14 protein-coding genes and 1 riboswitch are annotated in these 16,140 nt (G+C 35.2%); of the genes, 10 read left to right on the forward strand and 4 right to left on the reverse strand.

What is annotated here, in order from left to right; all coding sequences use genetic code 11:
- Window positions 1-16 precede the first annotated feature (16 nt).
- Entirely contained in the window at window positions 17-778 is a 762-nt protein-coding gene (locus A5821_RS16120; RefSeq protein WP_086311991.1) for an alpha/beta fold hydrolase, read from the forward strand.
- A 61-nt stretch (window positions 779-839) separates the two neighbouring features.
- Here A5821_RS16120 and A5821_RS16125 read toward each other — a convergent pair whose 3' ends face one another.
- On the reverse strand, window positions 840-1,520 hold the full coding sequence (locus A5821_RS16125; protein ID WP_086311992.1) for a hypothetical protein: 681 nt from the start codon (window positions 1,518-1,520) through the stop codon (window positions 840-842).
- A gap of 398 nt (window positions 1,521-1,918) precedes the next feature.
- Here A5821_RS16125 and A5821_RS16130 point away from each other — a divergent pair, with 398 nt between their 5' ends.
- Window positions 1,919-2,344 (forward strand): hypothetical protein, encoded by a 426-nt coding sequence (locus A5821_RS16130; protein ID WP_086311993.1) that lies wholly within the window; start codon window positions 1,919-1,921, stop codon window positions 2,342-2,344.
- A 111-nt stretch (window positions 2,345-2,455) separates the two neighbouring features.
- On the opposite strand, the gene A5821_RS16135 is transcribed toward A5821_RS16130, so the two are convergent.
- A complete protein-coding gene (locus A5821_RS16135) occupies window positions 2,456-2,995 on the reverse strand; it encodes a DUF924 family protein (RefSeq protein WP_086311994.1) in 540 nt (179 codons plus the stop codon).
- Window positions 2,996-3,492: 497 nt separating this feature from the next.
- Between A5821_RS16135 and A5821_RS16140 the strand changes: the two genes are divergently transcribed.
- From A5821_RS16140 to A5821_RS16150, 3 genes are all read left to right on the forward strand, one after another.
- Entirely contained in the window at window positions 3,493-5,991 is a 2,499-nt protein-coding gene (locus A5821_RS16140; protein ID WP_086311995.1) for an adhesive domain-containing protein, read from the forward strand.
- A 35-nt stretch (window positions 5,992-6,026) separates the two neighbouring features.
- Window positions 6,027-6,629 (forward strand): WxL domain-containing protein, encoded by a 603-nt coding sequence (locus A5821_RS16145; protein WP_086311996.1) that lies wholly within the window; start codon window positions 6,027-6,029, stop codon window positions 6,627-6,629.
- A gap of 85 nt (window positions 6,630-6,714) precedes the next feature.
- Entirely contained in the window at window positions 6,715-7,764 is a 1,050-nt protein-coding gene (locus A5821_RS16150; protein WP_086311997.1) for a DUF916 and DUF3324 domain-containing protein, read from the forward strand.
- Window positions 7,765-7,832: 68 nt separating this feature from the next.
- Here the strand turns inward: A5821_RS16150 and A5821_RS16155 are convergent, their stop codons facing one another.
- The gene (locus A5821_RS16155; protein WP_086311998.1) at window positions 7,833-8,663 is read right to left on the reverse strand and encodes a YusW family protein; all 831 of its coding nucleotides are present in this window, start codon (window positions 8,661-8,663) and stop codon (window positions 7,833-7,835) included.
- A 261-nt stretch (window positions 8,664-8,924) separates the two neighbouring features.
- Between A5821_RS16155 and A5821_RS16160 the strand changes: the two genes are divergently transcribed.
- Entirely contained in the window at window positions 8,925-9,317 is a 393-nt protein-coding gene (locus A5821_RS16160; protein ID WP_086311999.1) for a DUF4809 family protein, read from the forward strand.
- Window positions 9,318-9,396: 79 nt separating this feature from the next.
- Here the strand turns inward: A5821_RS16160 and A5821_RS16165 are convergent, their stop codons facing one another.
- Complete coding sequence (locus tag A5821_RS16165) at window positions 9,397-9,894, reverse strand: DUF4303 domain-containing protein (RefSeq protein WP_086312000.1); 498 nt, start codon at window positions 9,892-9,894, stop codon at window positions 9,397-9,399.
- A 267-nt stretch (window positions 9,895-10,161) separates the two neighbouring features.
- Window positions 10,162-10,330, forward strand: a riboswitch (M-box (ykoK) riboswitch).
- 131 nt (window positions 10,331-10,461) lie between these two features.
- On the opposite strand from A5821_RS16165, the gene A5821_RS16170 reads away from it, so the two are divergent.
- The 4 genes from A5821_RS16170 to glpK all read left to right on the forward strand — a co-directional run bounded on the left by A5821_RS16170 (window position 10,462) and on the right by glpK (window position 16,127).
- Window positions 10,462-11,376 carry an LCP family protein gene (locus A5821_RS16170; RefSeq protein ID WP_086312001.1) on the forward strand — a complete coding sequence of 305 codons (915 nt, stop codon included), beginning with the start codon at window positions 10,462-10,464 and terminating at the stop codon, window positions 11,374-11,376.
- Window positions 11,377-11,534: 158 nt separating this feature from the next.
- Window positions 11,535-12,869, forward strand: coding sequence for an FAD-dependent oxidoreductase (locus A5821_RS16175; RefSeq protein ID WP_086312002.1), 1,335 nt, complete (start codon window positions 11,535-11,537; stop codon window positions 12,867-12,869).
- Entirely contained in the window at window positions 12,859-14,331 is a 1,473-nt protein-coding gene (locus A5821_RS16180; RefSeq protein WP_086312003.1) for a helix-turn-helix domain-containing protein, read from the forward strand. Before A5821_RS16175 ends, A5821_RS16180 begins: the two co-directional genes overlap by 11 nt.
- Window positions 14,332-14,618: 287 nt before the next feature.
- Complete coding sequence (gene glpK / locus A5821_RS16185) at window positions 14,619-16,127, forward strand: glycerol kinase GlpK (RefSeq protein WP_086312004.1); 1,509 nt, start codon at window positions 14,619-14,621, stop codon at window positions 16,125-16,127.
- The last annotated feature ends 13 nt before the right edge of the window (window positions 16,128-16,140 follow it).

A 16,140-nucleotide genomic window follows, 5' to 3' on the forward strand; every position in this document is an offset into this window, starting at 1 on the left:
TTTTAGGAGTGAAAATATGAAAATTAGTATTAGGCATCGATATATTAAAAAAATTCCCGTATTAGAAGTTGTCGCGGAAGAAAATAAAAACAACATATTGCCTTTAGTTATCTATTATCATGGTTGGCAATCATCAAAGGAGTTATCATTAACTCAAGCTAGAAAGTTAGCCAAAAAAGGAATACGTGTGATTCTGCCTGATGCGATGAACCATGGTGAAAGAAAAACTGGACCAGTGTCTCCGATTCCGTCAGTAACGTTTTGGTCGAGTATTCAATACAATATTATTGAATTTGCACAGCTAGTCCGTCACTTCGATAAGCAACAACTGATTGAAGAGGGAAACATTGGTGTTGGAGGTGTTTCAATGGGGGGAATCACTACATGTGCTTTATTGACACAACATCCAGAAATAAAAACGGCAGCTTGTATGATGGGGACACCTGCTCCACTACGCTATATTGAGCGTGTAATGGAACGGTCTGCAGAACTGGATTTTTTTGTCCCGCAAGATTTACCTTTATTGCTCAGTTGGGTCGCTAATTATGACCTTTCACAGAATCCTGAAAAGTTAGCGCAGCGTCCTACTTTATTTTGGCACGGAACAAAAGATCCTAAAATACCTTATGAAGATATGGCGGATTTTTATCGAAGGATAGAGACTGAACCTTATGCTAAGAATAGTCAGTTTCTTACTGGAGAAGGAGAGGGGCACTTGGTCAAAGGTGAGATGATGGACGTCGTAGCCGATTTTTTTGAAAGTCAATTAGTTAATTAATAATAAACCTCTGTCTCAAACTTTCGAACATTCTAACGGAAGCTTTAGCAGAGGTCTATTTTTATTTATGTTGCTCAATAATTCTATTGGATTTTGCAGTCACTGAAGCTGCATCATTTTTAGCTTTTTCTAGTTTTTTGACGTAGTCTTGCAAGCTGGTGATTTGGTTGGTAGCATCGACTAATTTTCGTTGTGAATCGTCATACTGAGCTTGAAGTGTATTTTTTTCATTGTTTATATCATTGATCTTTTGATTTAATATAGTAATTTCTTTACTTTTTGCATCGATTTCTAATTGTTTGGCGGCTTCTTTTTGCTTGCCTTCCTCAATTTTTTGCTGAATCTGGGTATCTTTTTGTTGTAGTTCAACAATTTTTTGCTTGATCTCATCATTTTTATTAGTTAGCTGTGATTGTAAGGAGGTGATTGCTCCTTGTATTTGATTTTTATCATTGGTTAAATTTGTTATTTGACTTCTTAAATTCGTTAAATCTGTTTCATTTTGGGTCAATTGACTACTTCTTTGGTTAAGTTGGACTTCTAAATCGGTAATTTTTTTTTCTTTTGAAGTTAACATTGTATCTAATTGGTCTAGGTTGTTGTTGATTTTTTCAACGTTTTCCTCACCACCCCATAAGACAACTTTATCCGCTACAGATTTTAAGCTAAATAAAGTAAATGTGCCGATTAATAAAATACCTAAAATTGTCAACAAAGGCTTGTTTTTAAATATATTTTTCAATTTTTAAACTTCTTTCTATGTTTATTATTTAAATTTCTTTTAAATAATATGTTTTATCAATAGTATAGTCAAGCACTTTTTTTAGTTAAATTGGTACAATTCGTTTTTTAAGCAATTATAATAACAAGATTGTCTATGAGAAAAGGATCAAGAGGAAAAAAGTAGGATTGTCGAGGTTCATTAATCAAAATTGTTTTAGTAAGTATTTATTTTTATATGTAAGATGAGTTATTATCAAATAGTAAGAATCTATTTGATAAAGTTAAATGGAGGTATTTTTACTGGTTAGCTGATGTGTCTAAATAAAATAACGTTCAATATTAAACTACATAATTTTGTAGTTTGATTAAAATTTAGAGAGTATGACTATATTTTTACAGAAAAAGGAGAGTGAGTATATGGTAAAAAAAGTGATAGGAATTATTATGTTTTTTGGGGTTATTGGAATAATTATTGCCTTTTTGTATAGTGAAGCGTATCAGGAAATATTTCCAAAAAACAATATAGAAAAGGGGGCGACAAGTACAGGACATGTTATTAATATTGCAAATAGTGTTAGTCTTTCAAGAACATCAGCCAAAAGGGATAGTTTGATTATCGAACGTGAGGATGAACAAATTGTTGTTTCAGGATTTTTTGATCGTCTGGACTTTAATGATGAGTATGCCCTATTGTTTGAAGAGGAAAGTGAACTTTATTATTATATCAATTTGAAAACCTTGAATGTTGACAAGTTTCCTGAGGATCAGCTTTTGGGGATTCTTGAACAAAGTCAGCAGGAATTTAACTTGAAAAAACATTACAACTTTGATTGGACATTATAAAGAAAACGAGAGATTGGGCTTGACTCTTTGAGTCATGGCTCAATCTCTCACTTTGTTTCATGGACATCTATATGGAGAGGGTGATGTAATCCGTTTTCTCTAAATTTATGATTAAAATGAAGAGTTAGGTTCTTTTAAAAAGGCAATCTCTTCACTAGTTGATTGTCTATTTAGGATCTCATTTCGATGTGGATATCGTCCAAAGCGAATCAAAATGTCACGATGTTTCTTTTCAAATTCAAGATAAGACTCCATACCAGTTTCGCCGAAATACTTCATCGCTTCTTCGTGAATCACTAAGGATTCAGAATGCATCAAGGGCATATATAAAAATGCACGTTGCTGCGTAGATAATTGTGCTGATTTGCCTGTCGCAATGGCTTCTTGAGTCAAAACTAAAGCCATGCCATCATAAACGAAAGATTTAGGCTCATCTCTGAATAAATTCCGTGAAAATTGATCTAATACAATGATTTCAGCTAAACGTCCTGTAATAGTTTTTCGCCAAGAAGCTTTTTCACCTTGAGAAACATTTCCATGAATACCTGAAAATCTGTCTTTGATCAATTGATCAAAGACTAAATCTTTTTTAAACCACTGACTAGGTTCACATTCATCGAACCAAAATGTAAGTATTTTTTGATAGTCCATAATGATGCCTCCAATTTCAAGTGTGTTCTCTTTTGAATTATTATATCACATAGGTTATTAAAAAGGCTTTTAATGGAAATTTTCTACATTTTTTGATTAGTAAATATTCGTTATTTTACTAGTTGAATACTGGTTTACAATCTTTAGAACTATGGATATTTTTTTATTTAAGTGGATTGTTTGTAAAGAGGTTGGGACAGGAGTGTTTATTTCCGAAGGGATTGCTTCTGCTCCCACTCACTTTACATCAATAAAACATGTCATTTAAAAGCATTTATCAAGCATGAATACAATCGTAATAGTTGAAATAAAATTATATAGATAGTATTCTTTACAATGCAATCATGTATTACTGATTTGTCTAGCAGGTTAACCTAGAAGTAAATAGATAAATTTGTTTAAAAGTTGAATAAGCTATTCACTTTTATCCCATCTCGCAATAGGATTTCTTTTTCCTAGACTAAGAACTCTTTATGCGTTAAATCAAGGAGGCAATCATGAAAAGGTTTTACCGTTCTAAAGTTTCGTTAGTGGGGGTTACAATTTTGTTGGCGGCGGCAATCATACCAAGTTCTCTCCCTTTCATTGGAGACAAAACTCAGTATGAAGTAAGTGCTATGGAAGCGGCAAGTCCCGCTGATTTAGCAGATGTTAGTATCTTAAAAGGAACACAATTATCTTCCAACAATGGAACAGTCATCAATGATGGCGTTAAGTTGGAAAAAAATGCTGATTCTACATATAATTTAGATCTTTCTTTTAAAGGAACTGCAGTTGCTGATGTTGGATTGGCTTCACCGAAAGTCATTGTTTTTGCGATTCCAGAAGAATTACGAGGAAAAATCAATGGACCGATTTTGATCAACGCCAATGCTAAACTACTACCGATCGTTCCAGGTGATGTTCCGGTAGTCAAAGATTTGGTCTTAAAAGTAGGCGGGCTTGTAACCAGACTCTTGGGGCTCGCGAAGCCTTTAGGCTTACAGCTGGATTCTTTGGAAAAAGCGTTTGAAGGGCTGAACTCTCTTCAAGATTTAGGTAGCTATCAGGCGACGGTTGAAGGGCAGTTATCACCAGATGGAAAATATGTGATGGTCGATTTCACAGATGGTTTAGGACAATATGTTCGTACAACGTATGCAAAGTTATTTGATCCATTGAAAGAAGCTGTTGCTGGATTAAAATTTACTGGACTTTTAGCTATTTTGAATCCAGTTCTTGAGTTATTAAAACCAGTTGTCAATAGTTTACTTGATCTTGTAGGGAAAATAGCGAATGGAACATCTGATGTCTTAACACAAGCCCTACAAGCTAATGTTCTTGGAGATGTTGATTTTAATTTCACTACTAAAGTTTTAGACGTAACAGCTGAGAAAGCAAAAGTGACTGCGATGGCGGTTAATAAACCAGTGATCGATTTAGAATTACTAAACACGATTCATGCAAATGGTGATGCAATCAATCTCTATTTCGATAAGGTGGAAGAGGATCCACTTGTGGACTATCCAATCGCACAACCTAATGTTGAAGATGTTAAAGAAGGAATGGCTAGTCTTAGCGGAAGTGTAGTTATAGCAAAACCGAGTCCAGACGGTATAACGTTTAAAGCGAAAGCAGAATTACCAAATGGAACAATATTATCTGAAACGGTCAATGAAGATGGGACGTTTGTGATTCCGTTTGGTGATTATGAGCCTAAAGGGAATGATCAATTAAAAATTGTGATCGAAGCAACTGTCGGTAAATATAGTAAAAATGGCGAACCAACAATCAAGCAAGTAATAGCGGATCCTTTTGTTAACTATCCTATCGCAAAACCAATTGTTGGAGATATTGTAGAAGGCGTAACTAGCCTAAATGGAAACGTGGTGATCAATCAACCCATACCTGAAGATGTAACATTTAAAGCGAAAGTAGAATTACCGAATGGAACTAGGTTGACAGGATCAGTAGATGGAACTGGTAATTTTACAATTTTATTCGGTGACTATCGCCCGCAAAGTAATGATCAATTGAACATTGTCATTGAAGCAAGTAATGGAAAACAAACAAAAGTCAGTGAACCAACAATCAAGCAAGTAATAGCGGATCCCTTTATACATTATGTTGTTGCAAAACCAGTAACTGCAGATATTCTAGAAGGGATGCCAAGTCTTAAAGGCAAGGTTGATTTAACTCAACCAGTTCCAAATGGTGTGACGTTTATAGCGAAGGTCGTGTTACCTGATGACACCAGTCTAACTGGATTGATCAATGAAGATGGAAGCTTTACGATTCCTTTTGGCAAGTATCAGCCTCAAGGGAATGACCAATTAAAAGTAGTGGTAGAAGCAAGTGATGGCAAAAGAACAAAAATCAGTGAGCCTGAAATCAAGCAAGTGATCCTTGACCCATTGAAAAGCTACCAAGTGCCAAAGCCACAATTTAAAACTGTAAATGAGGCCAGTAAGTTTATCACAGGTTCCGTTGACACAAAGAATGCTCCAACAGGGACTGAATTATTTATCCAAGTTCAATTTCTAGATGGTTCATCTCGAAAAGTAGCGATTGAAAAAGATGGTACTTACTCCATTTCTGTAGCTGATAAAAATCTAAAAGAGGGCAATCCACTTCGACTTGTTACGATTGCAGAACATCCACTGTCCTTCACAGGTAAAAATAGTGAAAGCGTAGTTTTTGCGGTTGGCAAGATTCCTTCACTAGAAGGATATGTTGTTTCAACACCCATTGTAATGCCAATTTTTGTTGGAGATACAATGATTAAAGGGTCTGTAAAAATCGTTAATCCTCCAGAAGGAACTCAATTTAAAGTTAGAGTAAGATTTCCTGGTAATGTGTACGAAGAATCACCTGTTAATTCAGACGGTACGTTCACGTTAGATATTTCAAGTCGCCAATTAACAGCTGGCACATCAATTACTTTTAATACAACGGCAACACTTGGCACTGAAACAGCTTCAAGCGGTAGAACGATTGTTTCTGTCGGTGCCAAATAAATATAAGCTTCACCAATAAAGAGAGGGTGTATAAAATGAAGAGTTCAAGATGCGTTACTACTAGTTCAAAAGTTTTATTATTATCAGTTGTTTTTGGTACATTATTTTTAGGACAATCTGCATCAGCTGCTGATATTAATAAGTCAACTGATTTGGATGTCACTTTTACCCCAGGTGCTTTAACCTTAGAAGCAGTTTCTACGATCAGTTATGCGTCACAAACGATTTCAGTGAATGATGCATCGTACATTCCGACAAATCCAGAAGCAATCAATGTTGTTGTTTCAGATGCCAGAGGGACAAATGCTGGTTGGAAACTTAGTGGGAAGTTGAATGGATTTAAAAATAGTTCTGCTGCAGCTTCATTGCCAAATGCTAGTTTGAATTTTAAAAATACCCAAGCTGAAACGAATAGTGATGCTGATGCACCAACACCTGTTAATACAATCAAATTAACAAGTGGCGCTTCAACTGCGTCACCATTTGCAACTGCCGCAGCAGGTGCTGGGGCAGGGACATGGTCTTTTACTTGGCCGGACGCTCAAAGTAAAGGTGTAACACTTGATGTACCAGCCGCAATGGCAACTCTTGGAAAACACACTTCTACAATCGACTGGACATTAGCCGATGCACCATAACATCAAACAGTGATTTAAAGAGAGTGGAATGAGCATTAGTATGTTCCGCTCTCTTTTTATGATTAAATTGAAGGGTGTGATTTATATGTATAGTTGCTATAGGTTAAAGGGCATCAAGATATTATTTTCAGTCGGACTTATTTTTTTATTTGGTTTATTCAATGCGAAGACCATTTTAGCGCAGGAAAAGAGTAATGAAACAAATAGTTTTTATGTACAAGCTGTGATTCCCCAGAATCAAATCGATTTCAATAAATCTTATTTTGATTTAAAAATGCAGCCGCAAGAGGAACAAGAATTACAAGTCAAGCTAGTGAATCCAGAAGATACGCCGATCTCAGTGTCGATCAACGCAATAAATGCTACGACAACAGAAGAAGGGATGATCGATTATACGGTAAAAGGAGTCAAAGATAAAACCTTGAAATATCCTTTTGAATCTTTGGTTAAAGTACTAGAAACAACTATTTCTTTACAGCCGTATGAAACGAAAATTGCTCGCTTTCATTTGAAGATACCAAAAGAGAAATATGATGGTGTTATAGTGGGTGGATTACGTTTTACCAAAAATCTATCTGAGGCTGAAACAAAAAATAAAGATGTGACCATCCAACAAAGATTTCATTATGTTGTTGGCGTTGTGCTGAATGAAACGGATGTCACGATTTTACCAGATTATGAAATGGATTCAGTCAAGGTAGCGAAATCAAAGCAAGGTAAGAAAATATCTGTGATCCATTCTATTCGGAATAAAAATGCAGCAATCTCAAAAAAAATGGATCTAAAATTTACTATCCAAAAAAAAGGAGATAAAGCTCCTTTGATCAAATTAGAAAAAGAAGGGCTAGAAATGGCACCTGATTCTGTAATGGATTTCCCAGTACCAATCAAAAGACAACTAGCAGCTGGAAAATATATTAGTAATACTCAGATTATGCAAGATGGTAAAAAATGGACATTTGAAAATGAGTTTGAGATTACAAGAGAACAGGCAAAACAGATCAATGAAGAAAACAAGGGACCTAAGGTGGAAAGTAAAGTACCGTTTTGGTTGATTTTACTAATTATTTTATTGGTTGTACTAGTATTGATTCAGTCATACATTTTGTGGCGGAAAAAGAAACAGATTAAGTGACTAAAAGACCTCTTTTCTACAACATAGAAAAGAGGTCTTTTAATTTTGATGATTGATTATTCTATTGCTTATTTAAGTTTAAATTTAACTTGTTTATTGTCGTTAAATTGAGCTTGATACTGGAATTGTTTGTAGCTTGAACCACGACCCAATTTGTTTAAAATGTGTGAAGTAATTTCTTTTTCACTACCATTTTTCAAGTCTAAGCCAGCGATGATTCCTTCGATTTTTTCTTCAGCTGCACTACCTTGTAGTTGAACTTTGTTTGATTTATCTTGGTATTGAGCTTTGATCGTGCCGTTAGAATTCACTTGATATTGTAATTGAATTTGTTGTCCAGTAGTATACTTAATTTGAATTTCTAATTTTTTCAAATCAGATTGTTCAGCAGGTGTTTCTGGTTTTTCAGGAGTAACAGGCGTTTCTGGTACTTCAGGAGTTTCAGGAACTTCAGGTTCTTCAGGTTTTTCTGGAGTAACTGGCGCTTCTGGAACATAGTATGATTGTAAACCGAACTCTGCTTTTACATAGCCTTTAGTGATTAAAATAACTTTAAGATGTAAATCATTTTGATAAGTCATTTTTTGCAACAGGTTTACTGATTTGTAATAGTTTCTACCAAAATCTCTTGCAATCACAGCTGCTTGTGATGAACTATAACCTGCAGCTTCCCATGTACTTGCTTTAACTAATTCATTATAAACAGATGATACATTTGAACTAGTTAATGATAAACCTGTGTACGCTAAGATGTCCGCTTTATTGAATAAAGTAACTGTCTTATTGTAATTTGACTCCACCACTGTTGCTGCATCTGCTGAGCTTGATACTGTTGCTAAACTAGCAGAACATAAACTGATTGCTAAACCTGCAACCATCATACCTTTAAAAAATTTCATAAAAAATACCTCCTCTTTTTTGCTACTGTTTTATGAACAGTAGCTTGTCTATATTATTATCTAAAGTAAATATAAAGTAAATATATATGAGTAATTTCTCATAATGTTTAAAATATATTTGTTATTATCGTCATTTACTATTTATTTTATTTAAAAAAAGCCTTATTTGTGTGTAATGATTTTTTTTAGGAAAAATAGTGTCTCATTAGCGTTTTGCTTTTGATATAATGTGTTTAGAAATAGAAGGAAGGAGTTGTACAGATGAAAAGAGCGATAATCACTAGAACGGTCAACTTATTAGATGGAGGCTGTAATGCTTGCGGCATTATTGAAGATGAAAATTATACATTGAAATTAGATGAAGAAACAGTTCTCTTAGAAGCTTTGACGGTCAACACGTTGCTAACTGCGATTGTGTTAAAAAATGGTTACAAACGCGAATATCAAATGGATGAGATTGATGATTATACATTATATAAAAAAGCTGATTATCAAATCACACTTAAAGAAGAATATGATTTTCTGACTTATTCAAATGAGGCAACAAAGATCGAAACAAATGATCAGATCAGAGATGAGAAAAAATTAGCAGAGAAAGTAAATGAAATTCTGGTAACACTTTTTAATTTGGAAGAGTTAGCATTTTCTTTTTAGCTGGTGAAGACAAACTTCAAGAAAATAGAAAAGCCTGCTTTTGCAATCTGTTGTGAGACCCAAAAGTTAGGCTTTTTTATTATTCTATTTGAAAAAGTTCAGACATTCCGATTTTTTCAAATCTTTCTTGTGAGTCAGATGGATTTTCATCATGATCGTAAACCAATACCTTGAAATCTTCTGTTTTAGGAATACGCTCGAATGATTCACTATCTGTTAAGAGCACTATTTGCTGACAAAGCCAGTCGAGAACTGTTTCAATATCTTGTTCGTCTTCCACCCAATCGTCAAATAGATGAAGAGTGGCAAAACGTTGATTTTCATCCCAGTCACGAGCATTATATTTCATTTCTTCTAACTGTGATGAAGTATGACCTTTACTTGTATAATAATCGGTTGTTTCTTGCCAAAGGTCTACGGTATTAAAGTAAAGGTTGATTTCACCTTCTTCATAAATAGTGCAGTCTAAAGCAAATACATAAAAGGTATCATCAGAATGATCTAATAGAAAATTATCGATACTATCTGTTAAAAAGCTGAAAAAGAATTCTTGTTGTTTCTCTAAAAAATTTTCCATATTTATCCTCCCAATGTTAGGTCCTTTAAACATTGAAACAGATAAACCCTTGTCTGTCTATGGAAAGTTACGATTTGATAGAAAATAGCTATTATTTAAGAAAATGTAAAGATTTTTTAGTTTGGAATATTTGTTTATTATGTAGGGTATCTAATGTAGCTTTAGATGTAATGTACTTTCAATTAAATAACATAGTTGTAAAAGTGAGTCTCTTATATAAAATTTAATTTGACTTTGTGATACGATACGCTTATAGTTTAAAATGAATTAAATACTTGTTAGGTGAGGCTCCTATATAAACATAGGCTACTGCTCAGAAATGTCGAAAGACAGGCACGGGTAGGACAGAATTCGTCGAATTAAGGCGTTTTCCAAAGTAGCTAAAAGCAATGCTTTTTACGTTATATAGTGCTAAAACTCAACGAAGAGAAGATCATGGTAAGTTATAAGTAAGTGGCGAATGCCATGTATTTAAACTTTGTAATCTAATCCCTTCGCTGAGTTTTCTTGGTGCGGGGATTTTTCTTTTATCCAAGAAATGAATAGAGCTGTAGAAAGGAATAAACAATGAAAAAATCTGTAAAAATAATGATTATTACCCTGTTATCAATTCTGCTGGTGATTGTAAGCGCAGGCTGTTATGCGGCGATTTCCTTCCAAACAGCCAAAGAGGAGAGTGAATCAAAACTTCCTAATAAGAACCAAAATTTTACGGGTGATGAACAAACGAGTGACAAAGAACTAACGGTCATGGTCGTTGGGAATGACTCTAGAGATGATGATGAAGACCAAGGACGCTCAGATACGTTGATGGTCGCTCACTATGACGGGAAAACCAAACAGCCTAAATTGATTTCAATCATGAGGGATAGCTATGTAACGTTCCCTGATGGCGGGCAAGATAAAATAAATGCAGCCTATGCATATGGCGGCGCACAAATGACAAAAGATGTCTTGAAAACCAACTTTGATTTACCGATCAATTATTATGTTGTCATGGACTTTAAAGAATTTAGTGACATCATTGATGAACTTTATCCAAAAGGGGTAACAATCGATGCTGAAAAAGATATTAACTTAGATGGTGTGGATATTCTGAAAGGAAAGCAAACCTTGCATGGGAATAGTTTATTGCAGTATGCTCGTTTTAGAATGGATGAAGAAGGCGATTTCGGTCGAATCAGACGCCAGCAGCAAGTGATGGATGCGCTAGTTGAGCAATCTAAAGATTTGATTCCAGTCTGGGAACTTCCTCAAGTTGCTGGGAAAATGGTCGGCAAAATCGATACAAATGTACCAACAAGTTTATTGATCGATTTGGCGAAGGATTTTCTTTCTGGAAAAGTGAAGCCCTTAAAATCACTTTCAGTTCCAGTAGAAGGATCATGGAATTTTAATGATTATACGGAATCAGGAAGCGTGATCGAACTTGATGAACAAAAAAATGCTCAAGCAATTCAAGATTTTATGAAAGATAAGTAAAATGGAATCATACAAGTGAACGTGATCTGTCTGCTCTTTTTATACTGAGCAGACAGATCTTTTTTTGTCTATGAAATATATCAGCTTATTTCTATGCGTTAAGAGTAGGGGTATGCTATTCTTTAGGAAAACGGTTTACTTAGAAAGAAGGTTTTACTGTGAAAGTCGTAATCATTGGTGCTTCATTTGCTGGAGTATCAGCTGCTTTAGCGATCAGAAAAAAATATCCCACAGCTGAAATCCATTTAATCGAGAAACAACAAACCATCGGCTACTTACCAGGCGGTATCAATCTTTATTTTAATGAGAGGATCGACCCGATCGAAACGGCTCAGTTTATTTCGGAACAACAATTAATCGACAACGAGATTACTTTGCTGATGAGTGCAAAAGTAGTTGGCATGGACTCAAAACAGCATATCATCAAATATGAAAAACAGGATGAAGACTTTTTTATGTCATTTGATAAATTGATTTTAGCAACAGGTTCAAGTCAATGGTCGCAGAAAATTCTTGGTAGTGATTCAGAAAAGGTTTTAAAATATAAATTTTTACCTGGGGTGTTGGATGCGATCAACCACTTAGAAAATAGTAATAAAGTAGCACTGATCGGCGGTGGTCAAATTGGCGGAGAAGCAGCAGATACGTTGCTAAAAAAAGGCAAAGAAGTGCATCTGTTTGAGCGGATGGATTATTTGCTCTTTAAGTATTTCGATGAAGAAATGATTCAGCCGGTACAAGCTGAAATGGCCGCTCGTGGTGTGATGTTTCATTTTGATGAAACCGTAGAAAAAGTCACGGATACGGACGAAGGTCTTTTGATCGAAACAAAAAAATCTGAATTAGTATGTGATAGTGCTATTTTTGCGATGAATGTTCGCCCTGACTTAGCTTATTTAGATGAACACATCAGAACACACACGGACCAGACCGTTTTTGTGAATGAGTATTTGCAAACGTCCCAAGCAGATATTTTTGCGATCGGTGATTGTATTCAAGTGCCGTACAGTTTGTCTAAGGAAACATTTTACATCCCATTAGTGAACAATGCCGTAAGAACGGGACTAGTTGTTGCTCAAAATCTTGTAGAAGCAACTACGCCATTTGTCGGCTCAATTCGGACGATCGGGACAAAACTTGTGGACTATTATATAGCGAGTACAGGATTGACGGAAGCAGAAGGATTATTTCATGACCAGCCTATTTCGGTTGCTCATGTTCAGCAAAAAAGCTCTTTATTTTCTGGTAGTGAAACAATTTTCGGTAAAATTATTTATGAAAAAGAAAGTCATAAATTATTAGGTGCGCAATTGGTTTCAAAAGCGGATATCTTGGAGAAAATCAATACATTGGCACTTGGAATCCAAACGGGGCAAACCTTAGAAGCTTTTTATCAAAAAGATTTTTTATATCATCCTTATTATTCCAACGTGATAGATATCACGAACCAGCTAGGTTTTGAAGGTTTGTGGAGTGAAGCGGATGAAGATTGAAGCCTTATTAGATAAAAAAGAAGCAAGAGAAATTGGGATTTTAAAGAAGGTGATCTTAGCTGGTGGCCGGATCAAGGATACTGAGTTATTGGATTATTCAGGAGTATCAAAAGCTTCTTTTGAAAGTGATTTAAAAGAGCTAGGCTATTATTTGAAACCATACGAAAAAGACTGCTCACTGTTTTATGACGGGCAATGGGTGGCGATCCATATGTCAGATCAGTTTTCTATTAGTAAGGTTATAGAAGATTATGTTCGAGCATCGATCAAGTTTCAGTTGATTGATTATTTATTTCATTATCGTGAATTTACGATTGCTCAGTTGACGACTAAATTTATGATCAGCGAGTCTTCTTTATTCAGAAAAATCAAAGAGTTAAATTTGTTGCTCAAAGAATTCGATCTTAAAATCCGCAATGGTCAATTAAAAGGGGAAGAGTTGCAGATTCGTTATTTTTATTTTCAAATTTATTGGTTTTTGACACCTTATGAAGTCCATCAGGAAAAAACATTGACCGTTCAAAATCTGAGGATCATCGAAGCACTAGAAAAAGCGTTGTCTCTTACTTTTGAAGAGCATAGTAAATTAAAAATCAGTTTGTGGTTGACGATCAGTAAGAAAAGAATCGTAGTACAGCCAAAAACATTTAAAGAATTATACAGCAAAAGTCAAGTATATGAACAAGATCCTTTTTTTCAAACAGTTCGTTCTTTTGTTTTACGGTTCTTTAGTCGATATCCTCTTGAAATCGATGAAGAAGAAAGTTTACTGCATTTTATCTTTTTAACAAGTATGTCGGTTTTGTCGGAATCTGATTTTGCTGATTATAGTTTGATTCGAGGAAGACGTACACCAACATCACTAGCGGATACGTTTGTCTTAGAGCATGTGATTTTGTATTATCGCCCACAAAAATTTTTCCCGAACCTTGAGAAGAAGATTTTTTATTATTTCTCTCAGATTCATAGTCGGCTTTACTTTTTCAAAGGAGAGCTAGAGCTGTTTGATCGGGAAAATATTTGGCAAAAGGAACAGAATTTGTCCAGTCATCAATTGGCGGAGTTTTCTCACACCCTTTTAGACAGGAGTTTGGAATGTTTTGGAGAACGTTATGAAAAAGGCAATAGTTTACATGAATGGTCGCTTGTTAAGTATCTTAGTGTTCTTGCAATCATTGATTTTGAAATTGTCGGTGAAACTCGAATCGGAATTGATTTGAAGATGGATCATTTGTATAAAGAAGTAATGACTCAGGTATTGGTCTTGAGCTTGAAAAATTTAAATGGCCTGACCATTGAGCCTTACGATTCGAAAATGACCTACGATCTGATGATCACAAATATCATGCAGCCCAGTTCCTACCGTTCTGCTAAAGAGGTTTATGTGCTTTCAGAACTAGGATCGTCTTATGATATCAATCAAATCAGAATGAAGATTCGAGAACTGCACAATAAAAGATAAGTTAAGAGGAAAAAGCCAAAAACAAAGATAGTTCGCTATTTTATTTTTGGCTTTTTCGTTAGTAGGATGGGTTTATTCAGAAAAACTTTCATTTATTTTTGAAATAAAAAAAAAGATGACGTTTTTATAAAAGCATTTGCGTATATTATAAATACATGAAATATAAAGCGTTTTCAAATTGTAGCTAGTTTCTGAGGAAAAAGAGAGAGTTTGTGTCTATTATGTTTTTATTTGATCTAATGAAATGGGCTAACACTTCGGATTTTAAACATTAGGAGGAATCAACAATGACAGAACAAAAGTATATCATGGCGATCGACCAAGGAACAACAAGTTCAAGAGCAATTATTTTTGATAAAAAAGGGAATAACATTGGCAGTTCTCAAAAAGAATTTACGCAAATTTTTCCTAAAGCTGGTTGGGTAGAACATAACGCAAATGAAATTTGGAATTCCGTTCAGTCAGTTATCGCAGGTGCTTTGATCGAGTCAGGTGTCAAACCTTCTGATATCGCCGGAATCGGTATTACCAACCAACGTGAAACAACGGTTGTTTGGGACAAATTAACAGGATTACCGATTTATAATGCAATCGTTTGGCAATCGCGTCAGTCTTCACCGATTGCAGATCAATTAAAAGAAGACGGACATGGTGACATGATCCATGAAAAAACGGGATTGATCGTAGATGCTTATTTTTCAGCGACGAAGGTTCGCTGGATTTTAGATAATGTAGAAGGGGCACAAGAAAGAGCTGAAAAAGGCGAGCTATTATTTGGCACGATCGATACTTGGTTGGTTTGGAAATTGACTGGCGGAGAAACTCATGTAACAGATTATTCCAATGCAAGTCGTACGATGTTATTCAATATTCATGATCTAGATTGGGATCAAGATATTTTAGATATTCTGAATATTCCACGTGTAATGCTGCCGAAAGCGACATCGAATTCAGAAGTGTATGGATTGACGAAAAATTATCATTTCTATGGCAGTGAAATTCCTATTTCAGGTATGGCAGGAGACCAACAAGCAGCGTTGTTTGGACAAATGGCTTTTGAACCTGGCATGGTAAAAAATACGTATGGTACAGGCTCCTTTATCGTGATGAATACAGGTGAAAAACCTCAGCTTTCTGATAATAATTTATTAACAACAATCGGTTATGGGATCAATGGCAAAGTGTATTATGCTTTAGAAGGAAGTATTTTTGTAGCAGGTTCTGCCGTTCAGTGGTTGCGTGATGGCTTGAAGATGATTCAAACTGCTGCTGAATCTGAGGCTGTAGCAAAAGAATCACATAATAAAAATGAAGTATATGTCGTACCTGCTTTTACAGGACTTGGCGCACCTTATTGGGATTCAGATGCACGGGGAGCTGTTTTTGGTTTAACAAGAGGAACGACGAGAGAAGATTTTGTAAAAGCTACTTTGCAAGCGGTTGCTTATCAAGTAAGAGACATCATTGATACGATGCAAAAGGATACAGGAATCGCTATCCCAATCTTGAAAGTAGATGGCGGAGCGGCTAATAACGATTTGCTTATGCAATTTCAAGCAGACATTTTAAATACATCCGTTCAAAGAGCTCAAAATCTAGAAACAACTGCATTGGGTGCAGCCTTTTTAGCCGGCTTAGCAGTTGGTTTTTGGAAAGACTTAGATGAGTTAAAAGAATTTTATGAAGATGGACAAGTGTTTGAAGCTAAAATGCCTGATGAAGAACGGGATGATTTATATGAAGGGTGGCAACAAGCAGTCGCAGCCACACAAATGTTCAAACATAAATCAAAATAAAGGAAGAAGTGAA

The organism is Enterococcus sp. 7F3_DIV0205 (assembly GCF_002141365.2).
Taxonomy (GTDB): Bacteria; Bacillota; Bacilli; order Lactobacillales; family Enterococcaceae; genus Enterococcus_L; species Enterococcus_L palustris.